We start from the raw sequence: 17,870 nt of genomic DNA, 5'->3' as shown, positions 1-17,870 counted from the left end.
CAGGGCGAGAACAGTAGCAATCCAAGTGGCACGCCAACGCCGGAAACTCAAGCCCAGCTAACGCCCGGAATTTACCGACAGCAGGTCTCAGCGAACGCCGCCTCTTGGCCCCAGGGTCCGCGCAGGATGAAAAGGATCGCTGCTTACTACCGTTGCATAGCCGCCGATAATTTTACGAGGCTAGCCTGCTGGGCCAACACTGGTGTGCACCGCTTGTTGTAGTGCAGCTTTATGTTGCCGAGCCACCTAGTGCCTGTCCGTGCTCTAAAAAAGAATCGGCTATTCCTTTTGGGGCATGAACTGTCTATCGCGGCAACAGCTTTCCGGTGCGCTGGCAGTAGTCGTCGTAGGCGGTGCCGGACTCCGGCGCGCATCATGGCTTCCCCGCCTGGAACCGGATGAACCACATGGCCGCGAAGGCGGGGATGACCGGCGCAGCGGCGATCCATTTGTGGACCAGCAGCGGCTGGGTCAGCGCCGCAATCCGGATCGCTGCGTACATGAGATGGCGGATACGCGTGGTAGACGCCTGCGGTGATGAGCTGGTGTTCCTTGCGTAATTCCAGGCCGGGGCTCCAGTTGCGGCCCAGGTCGGCGTGGCTTCGCCAGAAGAGCCAGGCGAAGGGGATCTGGAGCCGGGCTCCGGTCCAGGTTGCCCAGGCGGGAGGCTCGTGGTCCGCGAAGGCCAAGATGCCGGTGGCCAGGTGTAACAGCGGCAATGCCATCATGCCGAGCAGCAGCAGGCGCTCGGCCAGGCCTTTGCGGCCACCGACGATGACATTGGCATTGATGCAGATGGTGTGCGGCGTGCGGATCGAGAACATGGCGATGAACGAGGCCAGCTAGACCACGGCACCCCAGTCACTGTCGTGCCAGCGCAGGACTTAGCCGGTCGCGCTCTTGTGCTTCGCATCGAGCCACCGGGCCACAGGTGTCCCGTCGTATCGACCCATCCGGGCGCCGATCGCTGACGCCTGCGCGCTTCGCTTGTGGGCAGTGAGCCGGTCGCTGGCCGTTGTGGCGGTGCAGAGATCCAAATGTCGACGGTTACGATCTCCAGCAGAGACAGGAGGATAAATGGCAGAAATGACATCGACCCAGCTGGTAGTCGGCGAGATATACACCCGCCATGGTCTGCGGGAACTGTTCGGCATCACAGATGCCACGATCAACAACGGAATCTTCCACTCCAAGAGCACGCGGTCCGTCTGGCTGTTTGTGACGGAGGAGAAGACGCCCGACCGCGTTCAGTACACGGATCATCTGGACGGGGACGTGTTGTTGATGCAAGGCCAGATGGAAGGGCGCACCGACCATTTCCTGATCGATCAGGCCGTGAATGGACTTGAACTTCTGGTCTTTCATCGAATGAAGAAGTACGAGCATCCCGGGGCCGGCTTCAAGTACCTAGGGCCATTCCACTACATCCGCTCGTTTGGAAGCCGCCCGACATCCTTCGTATTGACGCGCGACACGGGTCGGCAATTCAACTACGGTAAGCAGACGTGGCGTGTGGCTTTGGAGGCTGTCCAGCAGCTCGGTGGTAAAGCCACCGCAAGCGAAATCGAGAGCTACGTCGCATCGAAGGTCCCTGATTTCGAGCTCTCAAATATTGGTCCAGACCTTCGGTTGATTTCGGTGAATGAATACAGTCGCAGTGCCTGGCAGGCCAATCAGGTGGCGCGCAGCACCGATGGGTGGAATCCTATTGACGCACTGTTCCGTCGCGGAGGGAGAGGCGTCGCAACCTACGAGACCTATGACCCGGACCCTGCTGTCCATGGGGTCTGGGAGCAGACGGCCGATGAGGAGGGCGTCATGCGCCCCCGTCTTGTTACCGACTCGCCTGAGATGGTGCACGTCCAGCGTGAGTTAGAGGCGTCGCCGGCTGGGGAGTTTGATGCCAGCAACGAAGACGATGGCCGCAAGCGCGTGCTGGTCAGCATCGCACGACGACAAGGGCAACCGAAATTCAGGCAGGAGCTGCTAGCAGCCTACGACGGACGTTGTGCCGTGACTGGATGCGCGCTGCAAGCCATCTTGGAAGGGGCGCACATCAAGCCGTATCGAGGTGATCACACCAACCACGTGACCAACGGCTTGCTTCTGCGCGCGGACATCCACACACTGTTCGATCTTCGATTGCTGAGGGTGGACCCGACCACGTGGACCGTGGACGTTTCTGCGTAGGCACGTCCATCCTACGGACGCTTCCACCGCCAAGCTCTCCACCTGCCTGCAAACCTTCAGCTGTGGCCGGATGTGTGCGCGATACGCCAGCATTACGAGAGCTGCGCTGAGAGCTTCGTCCAGATCTGAGAGAAATTCTCGGTGTGGGTGTTGGGCTGGCTTGCTGGTGAGCCCAGCGTGCCAAGGCGTTCTGGCCGTCAAGGTCTGCGCGCACTGCGCTTGCGGCCTGTGGCCGTCTTTGAGCTCTGACTGCTGTGCTGCGCCGTGACCCGGAGGGCCCGGGCAATTGCGGTGGATGCCGCCAGGCATCTCGGGGCAGCCTCACAAGAGGATAAGCCCGCTGCTCAGAGATCTGGGTGTGTTCCAGCATCTTGGCGATGGCCTTGCATTTGTCTTGTGGGACTAGCGCTTTACCCAGAGCCCGACCTTGAGAGCCTCCAGGTCCAGGTGCGCGTCGGCCGGCAGCCGGGCGTTCTCGACTTCAAGGTTCTTCAGGCGTCGGGCCTCGTCGACTTCCATGCTGCCTTACTTGGCGCGCCATTTGTAGTACGGGGGCTCGCTGCCCCCACCTTGGCGGCAGACCTCCTTGACTGCCAGGCCATGCTCGGCCTGCTTCAAGAACCCAATGATCTACTGCTCGGTAAATCGACTCTTCTTCACGTCCGTCATTCGCGCAGTTGGCGGACCTTACTTGCATTCAACTGGTACGGCTATGAAGGGGCAGGTCAGCTCGAGCTGCCGAGCTCCAAGAAGAGCGCCAGCAGCCCGGAGGCGTCGCAGCGCAGCATCAGGTTGTGCAATCGCTGTCCCATCGCCTGACGATGCTGCAACAGCGCGAGGTCGCAGTCGCCTGCCTGCAGGGTCTGCTCCTGCATCAGATCAGATCCCGCATGGCCTGCGCCGTCTCGCGCAGCATGGGCAGCACGCGCGCCACGGCGTCCTTGCCGGTCTCGCGGCCCATGGGCATGGTGATGTTGAGGGCGCCGGCCAGCGCGCCGTGGCGGTCGCGCAGCGGCACGGCAATGCCGCGCGAGTCCAGGTTGAGCTGCTGCTCGCACAGCGCCCAGTCCTGGGTGCGGATCAGGGCCAGCTCGCGGCGCATTTCGGCGGGGCAGGTGATGGTGTGCGAGGTGAAGACCGTCAGCGCGCGGTTGTCCAGCCAGTGCTCCAGCTCGGCGTCGCTGCGCATGGACAGCATCAGCATGCCGGCCGCCGTGACCTGGGCCGGCACGCGCGCGCCCAGCACGTAGCCGGTGTTCATGTTGCGGTTGGGTCCGTTGCGCGCGATGTAGACCACCTCGTCGTCGTCCAGCACCGCCAGGTAGGCGGTTTCATGGGTGCCGGCCGCCACGCGCTGCAGAAACGGCTGGACGATGCGCGGCAGCCGCGCCGACTCCAGGTACGACTGCCCCAGCCGCAGCACGCGCGGCGTGAGCCAGAACAGCTTGCCGTCCCCCGCCACGTAGCCCATGTGCTGCAGCGTCAGCAGGTAGCGCCGCGCGGCGGTGCGCGTCATGCCCGTGCGCTGGCCTGCCTCGGCGGCCGTCATGCGCGGGTGGGCGTCGTCAAAGGCTTCGATGATCGATACGCCGCGTTCCAGTCCGGCAATCCAGTCGCGCTGGGCGAGGGTGGAAGGTGTTGTCATGGCGAGCTTGAGTTTTCCGTATTAACCCTGGGTGCGTGCGATTATCGAACCGCGCGGTGCGATCAGCGCACATGCCCCTGGAAATTGGCTTGGGCAGATTCATAGGCGGGAACTACATTTTTTACATCCCGCTGGCCTGGCCGCAAGCATCCATCACTTGCCGCAGCGGGGATCTTTTGCCTGGAGGAGACAACACATGAGCGCAACACCGGTACATACGCAGTCAACGCAGCACCAACCCAGGAAGGCCGCCACCAGCGGCTGGATAGGCTCGGCCCTGGAGTACTACGATTTCTTCATCTACGCCACGGCTGCGGCGCTGATCTTTCCGCAGATCTTCTTTCCGCAGGGTGATCCGGCGATTGCCATCATCGCCTCGCTGGCCACCTATGGCGTGGGCTATGTGGCGCGGCCCATCGGCGCCTTCGTGCTGGGACACCTGGGCGATACGCACGGGCGCAAGCAGGTGCTGGTGTGGTGCATGTTCCTGATGGGCTTTTCCACCATCGCCGTGGGGCTGCTGCCCACCTATGACCAGGTCGGCCTGTGGGCGCCCGCGCTGCTGGTGCTGATGCGGCTGATCCAGGGCTTTGCGGTGGCCGGCGAGATCTCGGGCGCCAGCTCGATGATCCTGGAGCATGCCCCGTTCGGGCGGCGCGGCTTCTTCGCCAGCTTCACGCTGCAGGGCGTGCAGGCCGGCCAGATCCTGGCAGCGGCCGTGTTCCTGCCGCTGGCGCACTACATGCCCACCGAGCAGTTCAACAGCTGGGGCTGGCGCATTCCCTTCATCCTGAGCTTCGTGGTCATCATCGCGGGCTGGATCATCCGCCGCGAGGTCAACGAGACCCCGGCCTTCACCGCCGCAGGCCGCAGCGAGGCGCGTCCGCGTTCGCCCGTGGTCGAGGCTTTCCGCCACCATTCGCCCGACATGCTGCGCGTGGTCTGCATGGCGCTGATGAACGTGATCCCCGTGGTGGCCACCATCTTCGGTGCCGCCTACGCGGTGCAGCCCGCCTACGGCATCGGCTTCGCCAAGGACATGTACCTGTGGATTCCCGTGGTGGGCAACATCGTCGCGGTGCTGGTGATCCCCCTGGTGGGCAACCTGTCCGACCGCATCGGCCGGCGCCCGCCCATCATTTTCGGCGCGCTGCTGTCGGGGCTGCTGGCCATCGGCTACCTCTACGCCATCAGCACGCGCAACATGCCGCTGGCCTTCGCCATGTCCATCCTGATGTGGGGCGTGGTCTACCAGGGCTACAACGCGGTGTTCCCCAGCTTCTACCCCGAGCTGTTCCCGACCCGCACACGCGTCTCGGCCATGGCCATCTCGCAGAACGTGGGCACGGCCATCACCGCCATGCTGCCCGCGCTGTTCACGGCCGTGGCGCCTCCGGGATCCCAGAACATCTGGCTGACGGTGGGGCTGATCGCCTTCGGCATCACCGTGGTCGCAGCGCTGGCCGCCTGGAGCGCCCGCGAGACCTACCGCGTGCGCATGGAGGATCTGGGCGAGGCCGGTGCGCAGCCTGTGGACGCCGCCGAGTACGAGCGCCTGCGCACCCAGGCACTGTCCCAGTCCGGCCGCTGAATTTCACACGCCACATTCCGCCAACCCAAGCATCCGAAAGCCCAGGGAATGATTTCCGGAAAAACCACCCTCATCGCGCACATCGGCGACCCGACCGAGACCTTCAAGTCGCCCATGATCTACAACCCATGGTTCGACGGCCGGGGCATAGACGCCTGCGTCGTGCCCATGGGCGTGAAGGCGGCGCATTTCGCCGGCGACTTTGCCGCCATCATGCGTTTCACCAACCTGCGCGGCGCGCTGATCACCATGCCGCACAAGGTGTCCGTGGTGGACCTGGTGCACGAGGTCACGCCGGCCGTGCACATTGCAGGCGCCTGCAATGCCGTGCTGCGGCGCGAGGACGGCACGCTGCTGGGCGACCAGTTCGACGGCGCGGGCTTTGTGCGCGGCGTGCTGCGCAAGGGGCGGCAGTTGCAGGGCGCGCGGGTGCTGATTTCCGGGGCGGGTGGCGTGGGCTCGGCGATTGCCGCCTCGCTGGCGGCGGCCGGCGTGGGCGAGCTGATGCTGTTCGACACGCGGGACGAGAGCGCGCAGGCCCTGGCCGGGCGGCTCGCTGCCTACTACCCGAGGATGAAGGTGGGCACGGGCTCCAGGGACCCGCAGGGCTTTGACGTGGTCGTCAACGCCACGCCGCTGGGCATGAAGGCCGATGACCCGCTGCCTTTCGATGTGCAGCGCATCGCGCCCACCACCTTTGTGGGCGAGGTGGTGATGAAGTCCGAGTTCACGCCCCTGCTGCGCGCCGTGCGCGACAAGGGCTGCGACTTCCAGGTGGGCACGGACATGCTGTTCGAGATGATTCCTGCCTACCTCGAATTCTTCGGCTTCGGCAGCGCCACGCCCGACGAGCTGCGCGCCACCGCCCACATCTCCTACTGATCCAGCCGACAGACAACCGGCCCTGAATGCGTCCAGGGCAGGGCGCAGCCACGCCCGAAAAAGCATTTTTCACAGAGAAGGAGACAAGACCATGCAACAGCAAATGCACCAGACACCGCGAGTGCCGCAGCGCGGGGCCCTTCGCATCCTGGCCCTCGCCACCGTGCTGGGCGCCTGGGGCGCGGGCGCCCACGCCCAGTCCTCGGTCACCATCTACGGCAGCGTGGACCAGTACATCAACCACATGCGCAGCAGCTCGGGCGCATCCATGACCACGCTGGAGGACGGCGCCCTGCTGCGCAGCCGCCTGGGCTTTCGCGGTCAGGAAGACCTGGGTGGTGGCCTGTACGCGAAGTTCCAGCTGGAGATGGGCATCAACGCCGACAACGGCACGCAGGCCGACAGCACGCGCGGCTTCGACCGCCAAAGCTGGGTGGGCCTGGGCGGCGGCTGGGGCGAGGTGCGGCTGGGCCGGCAGAACACCGTGATCTTCGGGCGCGGCGACTACATCGACTTCACCTCGCGCACGTTGGGATCGATGGTCAACAACTTCGGCGTGCCCTCGCGCTTCGACAACGACATCTCCTACACCTCGCCGCGCGTGGCCGGCTTCCTGTTCGAGGCCCACTACGCCATGGCCGAGACCGGTGCTCCAGCGCGCCAGGCCATCTACCAGCTGGGCCTGGACTACCTGAACGGCCCCTACCGCGTCGGCTATGCAGGCCTGTATGCGCGTGCGCCGCAGAACGCGGCCTATACCGACGCGGTCCGCTACGACAACCTCTACGCCAACTACGACTACGGCAAGGGCAAGGTCCAGCTGGCCTTTGTGCGGTCCAACAACAGCACGGCAGGCTCGGCGGGCAACAACACGGGCACGGTGCTGGGCAATGTGGGCGGGCTGGTGGCGGGCACGAATGCCGATGTGCGCCGCTTCTACCGCGTCTGGCAGCTGTCGGCCGACTACCGCGTGACGCCGCAGCTGCGCGTGGGCGCACTGTGGGGCCGCATACAGGATGGCTCGGACAGCGGGCGCGGCGCATCGGGCGGCGCGGTCGCGGCCTACTACGACCTGTCCAAGCGCACCATGCTCTACGCGGTGGCCGAGCAGTTGAAGAACGACCGCAATGCGGGCTTCCGGCTGGCGGCCTCGGGCGGCATGAAGCCCAACTTCACATCGGCCGACGACGTCAACGGCCGCACCATCAAGGGCGTGCAGCTGGGCGTGCTGCACCGCTTCTGAGGGGGCATGCCATGGCACAGCTGCACCCGCTTCGCATTGCCGTGGCCGGCGCCGGCGCGATCGGCCAGGCCCATATCGCCGCCATCGGGGCCCAGGCGGATTGCCGCCTGTCCGCCATCGTGGACCCGGCGCCCGCAGCCCGGGAGCTTGCCCAAAGGGCCGGGGTGCCGCTGTGGCGCGACCTGGGCGAGCTGATCGCCCATGACCGGCCCGACGCCGTGGTGCTGGCCACGCCCAACCGCCTGCACGCCCCGCAGGCGGCGCAGTGCATGCATGCGCGCCTGCCCATCCTGCTGGAAAAGCCCGTCACCGCCACCGTGGCCGAGGCACAGCGCCTGGCCGCGCTGGCCGAGCGCAGCGGCGCCCGCGTGCTGGTGGGCCACCACCGCGCCCACAGCCCGATCATGGCGCGGGCCGCAGCCCTCATTGCCCAGGGGCGGCTGGGCCGCCTGGTGGCCGTGACCGGCGCGGCCCTGTTCTACAAGCCGGACGCCTATTTCGAGGAAGGCCCCTGGCGCCGCGAGGCCGGGGGTGGCCCCATCCTGCTCAACATGATCCACGAGGTCCACAACCTGCGCATGCTGTGCGGCGACATCGTGGCCGTGCAGGCCTTCGCCTCGCATGCCACGCGCGGTTTTGCCGTGGAAGACACGGTGGCCATCAACCTGCGCTTTGCCAGCGGTGCGCTGGGCAGCTTTGTGCTTTCGGACACGGCCGCCAGCGCGCGCAGCTGGGAGCAGACCTCGCAGGAGAACAAGGCCTATGCCAGCTATGAGGACGAAGACTGCTACCTGGTGGCGGGCACCTTCGGCTCGCTGGCCATACCGAGCATGCAGCTGAAGACCTATGCATCGGCCGGCCAGCGCTCCTGGAATGAGCCCTTCGACCTGGATGTGGCCGCCGTGGAGCGCGAAGACCCGCTGGTGCGCCAGATGGCGCATTTCGCGCAGGTGGCGCGCGGCCTGGCGCAGCCCCTGGTCAGCGTGCACGACGGCCTGCGCAACCTGCAGATCACCGAGGCCATTGCAGAGGCTGCCCGCATGGGCGCCGCCATCGACACCACGGCGTGACCCGGACGCCACCGGCGCGCATCCTCCATCCATGACATCGAGCCACGGAGCCTCCATGAAAAAGATCCTGATGCTGCACGGCATCAACCACAACATGTTCGGCCAGCGCGACCCCGCCCAATACGGCACGGTCACGCTGGCCGAGATCGACGCCTCGCTGCGCAGCCTGGGCAGCCAGCTGGGCTGCGAGGTGGACAGCTTCCAGACCAATTGCGAAGGCGCCATGTGCGATCGCATCCACCAGGGCTTTCGGGACGGCGTCGATGGCGTGCTCATCAACGCCGGCGCCTGGACGCACTACAGCTACGGCATCCGCGACGCGCTGGCCATGCTCGCCGTGCCCGTGGTGGAGATCCACATGAGCAACATCCATGCGCGCGAGCCCTTTCGCCACCACTCGGTGTTTGCCGACATCGCCCGGGGCCAGATCTGCGGCTTCGGCGCGGAAAGCTATCTGCTGGGCCTGCGGGCCGTGCTGTCCGCCGTCGCATAGGATGCATGGCGCGCAACTGGCCATGTATCGTCCTTCGAACTCCCTCGCTCGACGCGCTGCATGCCGTGACCAGGCTTCATTGAGATGAACTTCGCCGATTCCGGCCCGCGCCGCTCCGTTTCCTTCCTCCTGCTGCTGCCGCTGCTGCTGGCCGCGCAGCAGGTCGCCACCGATGGCTATCTGCCGGCGTTGCCCGAGATCGCGCGCGACCTGGGCTCGGCCAGCAGCAGCCTGACCGTGTTCATGCTGGCCTTCGGTGTCGCCCAACTGGTGTGCGGGCCACTGGCCGACCGCTTCGGGCGCCGGCCCGTGCTGCTGACGGGTTTGGCCTGCTACACGGCAGCGGCGGCCGGCTGTGCGCTGGCGGGCAGCGCGGACGCACTGGTGGCCTGGCGCGCCGTGCAGGGCGCGGCCATGGCTGCCATCCTGGTGTGCGCCCGGGCTGCGGTGCGCGATCTGTATCCGGCCCATGAAGGGCCGCGCATCATGGCCCGCGGCCTCACAGGCCTGGGGCTGGTGGCTCTGGTGGCGCCGATTGCCGGTGCATGGGGAGTCCAGGCCACTGGCTGGCGCTGGGTGCTGGTGGCGATGGGCGTCTACTCGCTGGCTTTGCTGGCACTGTGCTGGCGCACTTTCAGCGAGACGCGGCAAGCGCCGGCGGAGTCTTCTCCGGTCCTCGCATCCTTACCCGTATCCGTATCCGCTGGCGGCGTGCGCCAGGTGATCGCCGACCCCGGCTTTTGCGCCTGGACGGCACTGGCCGCAGCCACCTACGGCGGCATCTTCTGCTTTTTGCTGCTGTCGCCGATGGTGTACGTCGACCTGTTCGGCCTGTCGCCCGTGCTCTATGGCTGGATTCCAGCGGGCGGCTCGCTGGTCTACATCCTCGGCATCACATGGTGCCGGCGCCTGCTGTCGCGCCACGGGCCGGTGCGCACGGTGCAGCTGGGCGCTTCGCTCAGTCTGCTGGGGCCGTGCATCCAGATCGCCGGCTGCGTGCTGGCGCCGGCCTCGCCCTTTCCACTGCTGCTGGGGCACGCGGTGTATGCGCTGGGCCATGGCCTGCACCAGCCTTGCGGCCAGGCGGGCGCGGTGGGTGGCCTGCCGCCGCAGCTGGCCGGGCGGGCCGTGTCGTGTTCGGGCTTCGCGATCATGTGCGTGGCCTTCTGCGCCGGCCAGCTGGCGGCGCAATTTGTCGATCCGACCATGCGCCACGGTGCCTGGCCGATGGTGTTGCCCATGGCGCTGGCAGGCGTTGTGCTGGTCCTCATCGCCTTTGTCTGGCTGCCGTGGCTGTACCGGGTGCGGTCAGCGCAGAGGGTTCAGCCCCGGTCATGACACTGTTCATGCATCCGCGCGGTATTCCCCCCGATGCTTCATGAACCGGTGGTAGGACATGCGCAGGTGCAGCTGCATCACCTGGCGTGCCAGCTCCCCATCCCTGGCACGTATGGCGATCACCAGGTCGCAGTGGTGGTGCAGGCTTTGCACCAGCTCTTCGGGCGTGTAGATGTAGAACGACCGCTTGATGATCGGCATGTCGATCATCGTCGCCAGCATGGTCTTGAGGCGCGGCGAGCCCGATGCCTCGATCAGCGCGTGGTGAAAATCCCGGTTGGCTGACTGCACCTCGCCAATGCCGTCGTGGCCAGCGGCAATGCCGGCCTCCATGCGCTGGTTGCTGGCCTCCAGCTCATCGGCCAGCCCCTCGCCGCCGCGCGTGGCCGCGAGGAATGAGGCGTACGGCTCCAGCAGCATGCGCAGCTGGAAGGTCTCCTCCACATCCCAGTCGCTCCACTCCGACACGCGGATGCCCTGGCCCGCGCCATCGGTGGCCAGGCCATCTTCCACCAGGCGGTGCAGCGCATTGCGCACCGGCGTGCGGCTCAGTCCCAGGTCGCGGGCAATGGGCTCCTCCTTGAGCTGTTCGCCGGGTCGGTAGTGGCCGCCGATGAGCCGCTGCCGCAGAACCTCGTACGCCTTGTCTTTCACGTTTTGCACTGTGTTTGCACCAAGTGGGTGGGGATGGTGCGCCGATTCTAGGTGACGACGGAGGGGCTCGCTGCGCTGCGCTCCATTCGGAAAAATACAAAACAAGTACAAATATCCGCAGTTCTACGGGAAATCTCTATGAGTGGATCGCAGGTGCACTCCATAGACTGCGCGAAATGTTTTAAATTTGTACTTTTATGAAGTTCGCAATACTGGGTGGTGGAATGGTCGGCGCCTGCTACATGCAGGCCTTTGTGGAGCAGGGGCACAGCCTGGTGGGCCTGTGCGACCTGCAGCCCAACGCTGCGGTGGCCGACGCCGTGCAGGCCGCTGGTGCGCAGGTGCATACCGCGCCCGGTGCCTGGCTGGCCGAGGCCGACGTGGTGGTGAGCGCCGTGTTCGGCACCGTGGCGCGCAGCCTGTTCGAGGCCTGCCTGCCCCATCTGCGCGATGGCGTGGTCTATGTGGACATGACCACGGCCGACCCGCAGGAGATGCGCGAATGCGGCGAGCTGGCCCGGCGCGTCGCCCAGGGCAGGGCGGTGCACTTCGTGGACGTGGCCATCACCGGCGCGGTCAACCTGGGCGGCAGAAAGACGCCGCTGCTCGTGGCCGGTGGCAAGGCCGGTTTTGTACAGGAATTGTTCTTGCCCCTTGGCGGCTCGGTTCGCGTGGTGGGCGGGCAGCCGGGCGATGCCGCCGCGCTCAAGCTCCTGCGCAGCATCTACACCAAGGGGACCGAGGCGCTGGCCGTGGAGTGCCTGGTGACGGCCCAGCAGATGGGCCTGCGCGAGCAGCTGCATGCCGTGCTGCAGGACATCGACGAGACACCGCTGCGCACGCTGATGGAGTCCATGGTGCGCACGCACATCCCGCACTCCGCACGCCGCCGCAACGAGGTGGCCGAGGCCCGGCAGCAGATGGCCCGCAACGGCCTGGCGCCCATCGCCTCGCCCGCCGTCGAGGCGCTGTTCGCCGCCACGGCCCGGGCGCATGCGGCGCAGCCGTTCACCGGCACCTCCACCGACGAGGCCATCGATTGGCTGGGCAGCCACGTGCTCGCCAGCCAAGCCTGATCAACGTACCCCTGCGCCAACCGACACCACCAAAGGAGACATCCGCAATGACGACCCCGACCCGACGCCGCCTGGCCCTCGCCGGCCTGCTGGCACTGACCGCTGCCGCCATGGCCCCGGCCCATGCCCAGGGCACCTATCCGCAGCGGCCTATCAGGTTCATCGTGCCCTTTCCGGCCGGTGGCGGCACCGACAACCTCACGCGGCTGGTCGGCACCAAGCTCACCGAGGCCCATGGGTGGGCCATCGTGGTGGAGAACAAGCCCGGTGCCGGTGGCAACCTGGCTCTGGACCAGGTGGCCAAGGCCCCCGCCGACGGCCTGACCCTGGTGATGGCGCAGACCGACAACGTGGTGCTCAACCCGCTGCTGTACTCCAAGCTCACCTACAACCCCGACAAGGACCTGCGCGCCGTGGCCCTGGTCGCAGCCGGCCCGGCCGTGCTCGTGGTGAATGCCGATTCGCCGTACAAGTCCCTGGACGACATCGTCCAGGCGGCGAAGAAGGACCCCGGGCGCCTGAGCTTTGCCACGCCGGGCACCGGCACCATTTCGCACCTCATCAGCGAGGCCTGGCAGAAAAGCTCGAATGTGAAGTTCACCCACGTGCCGTTTCGCGGCATGGCGCAGGCCATGCCCGACCTGCTGGGCGGGCGCATCGACATGTACATGGGCTCCGTCCCCACGCTGCTGTCGCACATCCAGTCGGGCAAGGTGCGCGCCATCGGCGTGACCACCGCGAGCCGCTCCAAGCTGCTGCCCAACGTGCCGACCTACACCGAATCCGGCATCAAGGGCGTGGAGCTGGCCAGCGTCTGGGGCGTGATGGCCCCGGCCGGCACTTCCGACGCCATCGTCAAGCAGCTCAACGAAGCCATCAACAAGGTGGTGAACGCACCCGACACGGCCAGGAAGATCGCCGACTCCGGTGCCGAACTCATCACCGGCACACCGCAGGACATGGCCAGGCTCTACGCCAGCGACCGCGCACGCCTGGCACCCATCGTCAAGAGCTCTGGCACCACGCTCGATTGAGCGGCACGGCTTTCATTCCATCCACTCTGAGAACCACACCATGATCGGTCTTCAAATTCTGAAGCGGCAACGCGCTGTCAGCCTTGATATTGCCAGGCGCTATCTCGACGTGCCTGTTGCCAACGTCAGCGACTGCATGGCCCGCATGACGGCTGGCGGCGCGCGGTTGCGCCCCATGCACGGCGGCGGGCGCATGGCCGGCCCCGCGTTGACCATCAAGACACGCCCGGGCGACAACCTCATGCTCCACAAGGCACTTCAACTGGCCAGCCCAGGTGACGTGATCGTGGTGGATGCGGGGGGCGACCTCACCAACGCACTCATCGGAGAAATCATGGTCGGAGACGCCATGCGTCGTCAGCTGGGCGGCATCGTGATCAATGGCGCGATCCGGGACGCGGCATGGATTCGTGCAGGCAGCTTCCCGGTATTCGCCGCGGGCGTCACGCACCGCGGACCCTACAAGGACGGCCCTGGCGAAATCAATGTGCCCATCGCCATCGATGGCATGGTGATCGAGCCCGGTGACCTCATGATTGGCGATGACGATGGCTTGCTGTGCGTACCGCATGCGCAGGCGCAGGCCCTGCTGGATGCAGCACACGGAAAGCAGGTCGTTGAGGCCAGGATGGTGGCCGACATCGCTGCCGGCACCTACAGCGCGCCATGGATCGACGAGACGCTCAAGCGTCTGGGGTGTCCGATTCAGCCGTAGGGCCGGCGCTACATCATCCATACAGCACTCATCCAGCACCCATCACCCGTCCGCCTCAGGCCTCGGCCAGCGCCTTCAGATGGCTTTCCAGGCCGCCCGTGCCGCTGGCCGCGTTCACATGGTCGAAGTAGCCGTACCAGCCGCTGGCCTTGATGCCCGCCAGCAGGGCATCGCGCGCGGCGGTATCGGGAAAGCGCCAGATGCCCAGGAAGCGGTGCGGGCTGGCCTGGTCCAAGCCGCGCTCGGTCTCGGCCAGGGCCAGCACCTGCACGCCCATGACAGCCAGGCTGCCCATGGCGCTGGCAACCGCGTCCAGAAACTGCTGGCGCTGCGCGGCGGGCAGGGCCAGCCAGGCGGGGTTGGGGGAATAGAGCTCGACCAGATAGTGGGACATGGTGTTTCCTGGGGTTGAGGCGCTGTGCGTCGGTTGTGGTGTTGGCATATTGTATGGTGACTAATTATATGTTGGCATCATGGCATGCGGCCTGTGCCGTCCATGGCTGTGCTCTGGCGCTGTCTTCCATCAGGGGTTTGCGCATATCCATATGCGGCAGGCTTGTTTGCGAGAGCCGGGCGGTCCTTTAGGCTGGCGCGCTTTGGCCACGCCATGTCCATCCCCGTCACAACCGTCCAATCCGATTCCCGCCCCGGCGCCTTTGCCATTTCATCCCAACCCGCCACGGCCTTGCACCGTGCCACGCCCGCCACGCTGGCGGCCGTGCTGGAGCAACTGCCCTCGGCCCAGGCCCGATGGGCGCGCGCCGCAGGCTTTGATGCGCAGCCGGGCCGCATCCTGCTGTTGCCCGGCATGCAGGCTGAAGTGCAGAGGGAAGGGCAGAGCGAGGGCGCTGCCCTCGCTGGCGTGCTGGTCGGCGTGGACCCGGACCAGCCGCTGTGGCAGCTGGCCGGCCTGCCGGCTGCGCTGCCGCCCGGCACCTACACGCTCACCGATGCGGATGAGGCTCAGAGGCCGCATCTGCTCCTGGGCTGGGCACTGGGCGCGCTGCCATCGACCCGCCAGGCGCGGCAGTCGGATGCGGCAACCGCTCCATCACTCGCTCTATCACTCGCTCGGTTGGTGGCAAGCCCCGATGAGCAGGCCGCCGTCGCGCCAATGGCCGCCGCCATTGGCGAGGTGCGGCGGCTGGTCAACCTGCCTGCCAACCAGCTGGGTCCCGAACAGCTGGCCCAGGCCGTGGCCGACCTGGCCGCGCGCCATGGCGCGCGCTACCGGCAATGGGTGGGCGACGAGCTGCCTGCCGCAGGCTTTGCGCTGGTGCACGCCGTGGGCCGGGCGGCCCAGACGGCGGCCCAGGCGCCGCGCGTGGCCGAGCTGACCTGGGGCGATGCCGCGCTGCCCCATGTGGTGCTCATCGGCAAGGGCGTGTGCTTTGACTCCGGCGGGCTGGACCTCAAGCCCGCCGCAGGCATGCGCTGGATGAAGAAGGACATGGGCGGCGCTGCGCACGCCCTGGCCCTGGCCGATCTGCTGATGCAGGCGGGCCTGCCCATCCACCTGAAGCTGCTGGTGCCTGCGGTGGAGAACGCCGTGGGCGCCGGTGCGCTGCGGCCCGGCGACATCATCGAGGCCGGTGACGGCCGGCGCGTGGAGATCGAGAACACCGATGCCGAAGGCCGGCTCCTGCTGGCCGATGCGCTGCACCACGCCATTCGCAGCGCGCCCACGCCGCCCGCGCTGCTGATCGACCTGGCCACGCTCACGGGCGCTGCGCGCACGGCGCTGGGGCCGGACCTGCCCGCGCTGTTCAGCAACCATGACGGCTGGGCCGAGGCCCTGCTGGCCCAGGGCCGCGCGCAGGCCGACCCGCTGTGGCGCCTGCCCCTGTGGGCGCCGTACCGCCGCCTGCTCCGCTCCGACCAGGCCGACCTGCTCAACGCCGCCAGCACGCCGCAGGGCGGCGCCATCACGGCTGCGCTGTTCCTGGAGAGCTTTGTGCCGCCCGAGCTGCCCTGGCTGCACCTGGACCTGTTCGCCTGGAATCTGGAGGAGCGCCCCGGCCGTCCCAGGGGCGGCGAGGCCCAGGGCCTGCGCGCGCTGTACGCCCTGCTGTCGCAGCACTTTGCATCTGCGCGCAGCGCATTTGCATAGGCGCAATCGGGCTTTGCGGCGGGCTGGTGGCTCCACACAATCGGCCGTCTGGTGCAGCCGGCGCGGCACCCGCCGCCGCCTTTCTGCGATCTTGTTCCGGCTGCCAGGACACTTCATGACCCAAAGACGCTTCCTGCCTCGCCTTTCCCTGCTGCGCACCCACTTGCGCACCCTGCGAACTTCCGCACTGCTTCCCGCCCTGGCCGCAGCCTTGCTGTGCGCACCGCCCGCCCAGGCCGAAACCCTGCGCTGGGCGCGCTCCACCGACGCATCCACGCTGGACCCGCATGCGCTGAACAACGGCCCCAACCACAACCTGCTGCACCAGATCTACGAGCCGCTGATCATCCGCACGGCCGATGGCAAGCTGCTGCCCACCCTGGCCACGTCCTGGGCGCTGACTGCCGACCCCTCGGTCTGGGAGTTCAAGCTGCGCAAGGGCGTGAAGTTCCATGACGGGAGCCTGTTCACGGCCGACGACGTGCTGTTTTCGCTGCGCCGCGCGCGCTCGGCCACCTCGGACATGCGCTCGCTGCTGACCTCGATCACCGACGTGACCAAGGTCGATGCCTTCACCGTGCACATCAGGACCAACGGGCCCAACCCGCTGCTGCCGGCCAGCCTCATCAACATCCAGATCCTGAGCGCCGCCTGGGCCAAGGCCCATGGTGCCGAGCAGCCGCAGAACGCGCTGGCCAAGGAAGAGAACTACGCCACGCGCAACGCCAACGGCACGGGGCCCTATGTCATCGCCTCGCGCGAGCAGGACACGCGCACCGTGCTGCGGCAGTTTCCCGGCTACTGGGGCAAGGGGCTGTTCCCGCTGGAGATCGACGAACTGGTCTACCTGCCCATCAAGTCCCAGGCCACGCGCGTGGCGGCGCTGCTGTCGGGCGAGGTGGACTTCGTGCAGGACCTGCCCATTCAGGACATTGCGCGCCTGAGCGCCGACCCGCGCTTTCGCATCAACCAGGCCGCCGAGAACCGCACCATCTTCCTGGGCCTGAACGTGGGCACCGCCCCGCTGGCGCATTCCGATGTGAAGGACAAGAACCCGCTGGCCGACCTGCGCGTGCGCCAGGCCTTCCAGCTGGCCATCGACCGGCAGGCCATACAGCGCGCCGTGATGCGCGGCCTGTCCGTGCCCACCAACATCATTGCGCCGCCCTTTGTGCACGGCTACGAGAAATCCTTTGGCGCCGTGGGCAAGGCCGACCTTGTCCAGGCCAGGAAGCTGCTGGCCGACGCCGGCTACCCCAACGGCTTCGGCATCACCCTGCATTGCACGAACGACCGCTACCTGAACGACGAGGCCATCTGCCAGGCCATCGCCGGTTTTCTGGGCCGCATCGGCGTGAAGACCGCCGTGTCGTCCCGGCCGCTGGCCATCCAGACGGCGGCCATCAACAACCAGGAGACGGATTTCTACCTCTACGGCTGGGGCGTGCCCACCTATGACTCGGCCTATGTCTTCGACTACCTGGTGCACACGCGCGGCAAGAATGGCCGGGGCAACACCAATGCCACGCGCTACAGCAATGCCGAGCTGGACAGCCAGATCGTCTCCCTGGCCTCCGAGGGCGATGCGCGCAAGCGCGATGCCACCATCCACTCCATCTGGAGCACGGTGCAAAAGGAGCTGATCTACCTGCCGCTGCACGACCAGATCCAGACCTATGCCATGGTGCGCAAGTTCGACATCCCGGTGAATCCGTCGAACACGCCTTACTTCAAGCTGTTCAAGCAGCCCGGTGCGCGCCAGGCTGCGGTGGCTGGCGCGCAGTGATGCCCGCGCATTCATGAGCGCGATTGCGCAATCGCCGCACAGG

17 protein-coding genes and 1 pseudogene are annotated in these 17,870 nt (G+C 66.8%); 12 read left to right on the top strand and 6 right to left on the bottom strand.

Going from position 1 to position 17,870, the window contains the following annotated elements; translation table 11 throughout:
- Positions 1–146: 146 nt before the first annotated feature.
- The gene (locus CLV01_RS20805) at positions 147–824 is read right to left on the bottom strand and encodes a hypothetical protein (RefSeq protein WP_257221435.1); all 678 of its coding nucleotides are present in this window, start codon (positions 822–824) and stop codon (positions 147–149) included.
- A 253-nt stretch (positions 825–1,077) separates the two neighbouring features.
- Between CLV01_RS20805 and CLV01_RS20800 the strand changes: the two genes are divergently transcribed.
- Complete coding sequence (locus tag CLV01_RS20800) at positions 1,078–2,190, top strand: HNH endonuclease (RefSeq protein WP_099733311.1); 1,113 nt, start codon at positions 1,078–1,080, stop codon at positions 2,188–2,190.
- Positions 2,191–2,500: 310 nt separating this feature from the next.
- Here CLV01_RS20800 and CLV01_RS29720 read toward each other — a convergent pair.
- The 3 genes and pseudogenes from CLV01_RS29720 to CLV01_RS20795 all read right to left on the bottom strand — a co-directional run.
- Positions 2,501–2,820: pseudogene (locus CLV01_RS29720) on the bottom strand (transposase); the annotation flags it as partial.
- A gap of 95 nt (positions 2,821–2,915) precedes the next feature.
- Positions 2,916–3,065: a hypothetical protein gene (locus CLV01_RS29235; RefSeq protein ID WP_180288434.1), complete on the bottom strand. Its 150-nt coding sequence runs from the start codon at positions 3,063–3,065 to the stop codon at positions 2,916–2,918.
- Positions 3,065–3,835, bottom strand: a complete 771-nt coding sequence (locus tag CLV01_RS20795; protein WP_012206241.1) for an IclR family transcriptional regulator domain-containing protein — start codon at positions 3,833–3,835, stop codon at positions 3,065–3,067. Before CLV01_RS20795 ends, CLV01_RS29235 begins: the two co-directional genes overlap by 1 nt.
- A 196-nt stretch (positions 3,836–4,031) precedes the next feature.
- Between CLV01_RS20795 and CLV01_RS20790 the strand changes: the two genes are divergently transcribed.
- From CLV01_RS20790 to CLV01_RS20765, 6 genes are all read left to right on the top strand, one after another.
- The gene (locus tag CLV01_RS20790) at positions 4,032–5,426 is read left to right on the top strand and encodes an MFS transporter (RefSeq protein ID WP_034395684.1); all 1,395 of its coding nucleotides are present in this window, start codon (positions 4,032–4,034) and stop codon (positions 5,424–5,426) included.
- Positions 5,427–5,474: 48 nt separating this feature from the next.
- The gene (locus CLV01_RS20785) at positions 5,475–6,308 is read left to right on the top strand and encodes a shikimate dehydrogenase family protein (RefSeq protein ID WP_099733312.1); all 834 of its coding nucleotides are present in this window, start codon (positions 5,475–5,477) and stop codon (positions 6,306–6,308) included.
- A 91-nt stretch (positions 6,309–6,399) separates the two neighbouring features.
- A complete protein-coding gene (locus CLV01_RS20780; protein ID WP_043821236.1) occupies positions 6,400–7,551 on the top strand; it encodes a porin in 1,152 nt (383 codons plus the stop codon).
- Between the two features lie 11 nt (positions 7,552–7,562).
- Positions 7,563–8,621, top strand: coding sequence for a Gfo/Idh/MocA family protein (locus CLV01_RS20775; protein ID WP_099733313.1), 1,059 nt, complete (start codon positions 7,563–7,565; stop codon positions 8,619–8,621).
- A gap of 55 nt (positions 8,622–8,676) precedes the next feature.
- The gene (gene aroQ / locus CLV01_RS20770; protein WP_099733314.1) at positions 8,677–9,114 is read left to right on the top strand and encodes a type II 3-dehydroquinate dehydratase; all 438 of its coding nucleotides are present in this window, start codon (positions 8,677–8,679) and stop codon (positions 9,112–9,114) included.
- 84 nt (positions 9,115–9,198) lie between these two features.
- Entirely contained in the window at positions 9,199–10,452 is a 1,254-nt protein-coding gene (locus CLV01_RS20765) for an MFS transporter (RefSeq protein ID WP_099733315.1), read from the top strand.
- 6 nt (positions 10,453–10,458) lie between these two features.
- Here the strand turns inward: CLV01_RS20765 and CLV01_RS20760 are convergent, their stop codons facing one another.
- On the bottom strand, positions 10,459–11,115 hold the full coding sequence (locus CLV01_RS20760) for a GntR family transcriptional regulator (RefSeq protein ID WP_012206234.1): 657 nt from the start codon (positions 11,113–11,115) through the stop codon (positions 10,459–10,461).
- Between the two features lie 188 nt (positions 11,116–11,303).
- On the opposite strand from CLV01_RS20760, the gene CLV01_RS20755 reads away from it, so the two are divergent.
- The 3 genes from CLV01_RS20755 to CLV01_RS20745 are packed head-to-tail and all read left to right on the top strand — an operon-like array spanning position 11,304 to position 13,931.
- Positions 11,304–12,182, top strand: coding sequence for an NAD(P)-dependent oxidoreductase (locus CLV01_RS20755; RefSeq protein WP_097202017.1), 879 nt, complete (start codon positions 11,304–11,306; stop codon positions 12,180–12,182).
- Positions 12,183–12,229: 47 nt separating this feature from the next.
- Complete coding sequence (locus tag CLV01_RS20750; protein WP_099733316.1) at positions 12,230–13,216, top strand: Bug family tripartite tricarboxylate transporter substrate binding protein; 987 nt, start codon at positions 12,230–12,232, stop codon at positions 13,214–13,216.
- 40 nt (positions 13,217–13,256) lie between these two features.
- Complete coding sequence (locus tag CLV01_RS20745) at positions 13,257–13,931, top strand: RraA family protein (protein WP_063325658.1); 675 nt, start codon at positions 13,257–13,259, stop codon at positions 13,929–13,931.
- Between the two features lie 55 nt (positions 13,932–13,986).
- Here CLV01_RS20745 and CLV01_RS20740 read toward each other — a convergent pair whose 3' ends face one another.
- Positions 13,987–14,325, bottom strand: a complete 339-nt coding sequence (locus tag CLV01_RS20740) for a DUF6616 family protein (RefSeq protein ID WP_099733317.1) — start codon at positions 14,323–14,325, stop codon at positions 13,987–13,989.
- A 213-nt stretch (positions 14,326–14,538) separates the two neighbouring features.
- On the opposite strand from CLV01_RS20740, the gene CLV01_RS20735 reads away from it, so the two are divergent.
- Positions 14,539–16,041 (top strand): leucyl aminopeptidase family protein, encoded by a 1,503-nt coding sequence (locus CLV01_RS20735; RefSeq protein ID WP_099733318.1) that lies wholly within the window; start codon positions 14,539–14,541, stop codon positions 16,039–16,041.
- Positions 16,042–16,156: 115 nt separating this feature from the next.
- Positions 16,157–17,827: an ABC transporter substrate-binding protein gene (locus CLV01_RS20730; RefSeq protein ID WP_099733319.1), complete on the top strand. Its 1,671-nt coding sequence runs from the start codon at positions 16,157–16,159 to the stop codon at positions 17,825–17,827.
- Positions 17,828–17,870 lie beyond the last annotated feature (43 nt).

Source organism: Delftia sp. 60, from assembly GCF_002754395.1.
GTDB lineage: Bacteria > Pseudomonadota > Gammaproteobacteria > Burkholderiales > Burkholderiaceae_C > Comamonas > Comamonas acidovorans.
This window is presented reverse-complemented; position numbering and strand designations above follow the sequence as displayed.

What these genes read in the sequence shown, in the direction of transcription:
- CLV01_RS20780 (WP_043821236.1), top strand. Translation starts at nt 6,400, where the DNA reads ATGCAACAGCAAATGCACCAGACACCGCGAGTGCCGCAGCGCGGGGCC.
- CLV01_RS20755 (WP_097202017.1), top strand. Translation starts at nt 11,304, where the DNA reads ATGAAGTTCGCAATACTGGGTGGTGGAATGGTCGGCGCCTGCTACATG.
- CLV01_RS20750 (WP_099733316.1), top strand. Translation starts at nt 12,230, where the DNA reads ATGACGACCCCGACCCGACGCCGCCTGGCCCTCGCCGGCCTGCTGGCA.
- CLV01_RS20790 (WP_034395684.1), top strand. Translation starts at nt 4,032, where the DNA reads ATGAGCGCAACACCGGTACATACGCAGTCAACGCAGCACCAACCCAGG.
- CLV01_RS20785 (WP_099733312.1), top strand. Translation starts at nt 5,475, where the DNA reads ATGATTTCCGGAAAAACCACCCTCATCGCGCACATCGGCGACCCGACC.
- CLV01_RS20800 (WP_099733311.1), top strand. Translation starts at nt 1,078, where the DNA reads ATGGCAGAAATGACATCGACCCAGCTGGTAGTCGGCGAGATATACACC.
- aroQ (WP_099733314.1), top strand. Translation starts at nt 8,677, where the DNA reads ATGAAAAAGATCCTGATGCTGCACGGCATCAACCACAACATGTTCGGC.
- CLV01_RS20730 (WP_099733319.1), top strand. Translation starts at nt 16,157, where the DNA reads ATGACCCAAAGACGCTTCCTGCCTCGCCTTTCCCTGCTGCGCACCCAC.
- CLV01_RS20765 (WP_099733315.1), top strand. Translation starts at nt 9,199, where the DNA reads ATGAACTTCGCCGATTCCGGCCCGCGCCGCTCCGTTTCCTTCCTCCTG.
- CLV01_RS20745 (WP_063325658.1), top strand. Translation starts at nt 13,257, where the DNA reads ATGATCGGTCTTCAAATTCTGAAGCGGCAACGCGCTGTCAGCCTTGAT.
- CLV01_RS20805 (WP_257221435.1), bottom strand. Translation starts at nt 824, where the DNA reads ATGTTCTCGATCCGCACGCCGCACACCATCTGCATCAATGCCAATGTC.
- CLV01_RS20795 (WP_012206241.1), bottom strand. Translation starts at nt 3,835, where the DNA reads ATGACAACACCTTCCACCCTCGCCCAGCGCGACTGGATTGCCGGACTG.
- CLV01_RS29235 (WP_180288434.1), bottom strand. Translation starts at nt 3,065, where the DNA reads ATGCAGGAGCAGACCCTGCAGGCAGGCGACTGCGACCTCGCGCTGTTG.
- CLV01_RS20740 (WP_099733317.1), bottom strand. Translation starts at nt 14,325, where the DNA reads ATGTCCCACTATCTGGTCGAGCTCTATTCCCCCAACCCCGCCTGGCTG.
- CLV01_RS20735 (WP_099733318.1), top strand. Translation starts at nt 14,539, where the DNA reads ATGTCCATCCCCGTCACAACCGTCCAATCCGATTCCCGCCCCGGCGCC.
- CLV01_RS20775 (WP_099733313.1), top strand. Translation starts at nt 7,563, where the DNA reads ATGGCACAGCTGCACCCGCTTCGCATTGCCGTGGCCGGCGCCGGCGCG.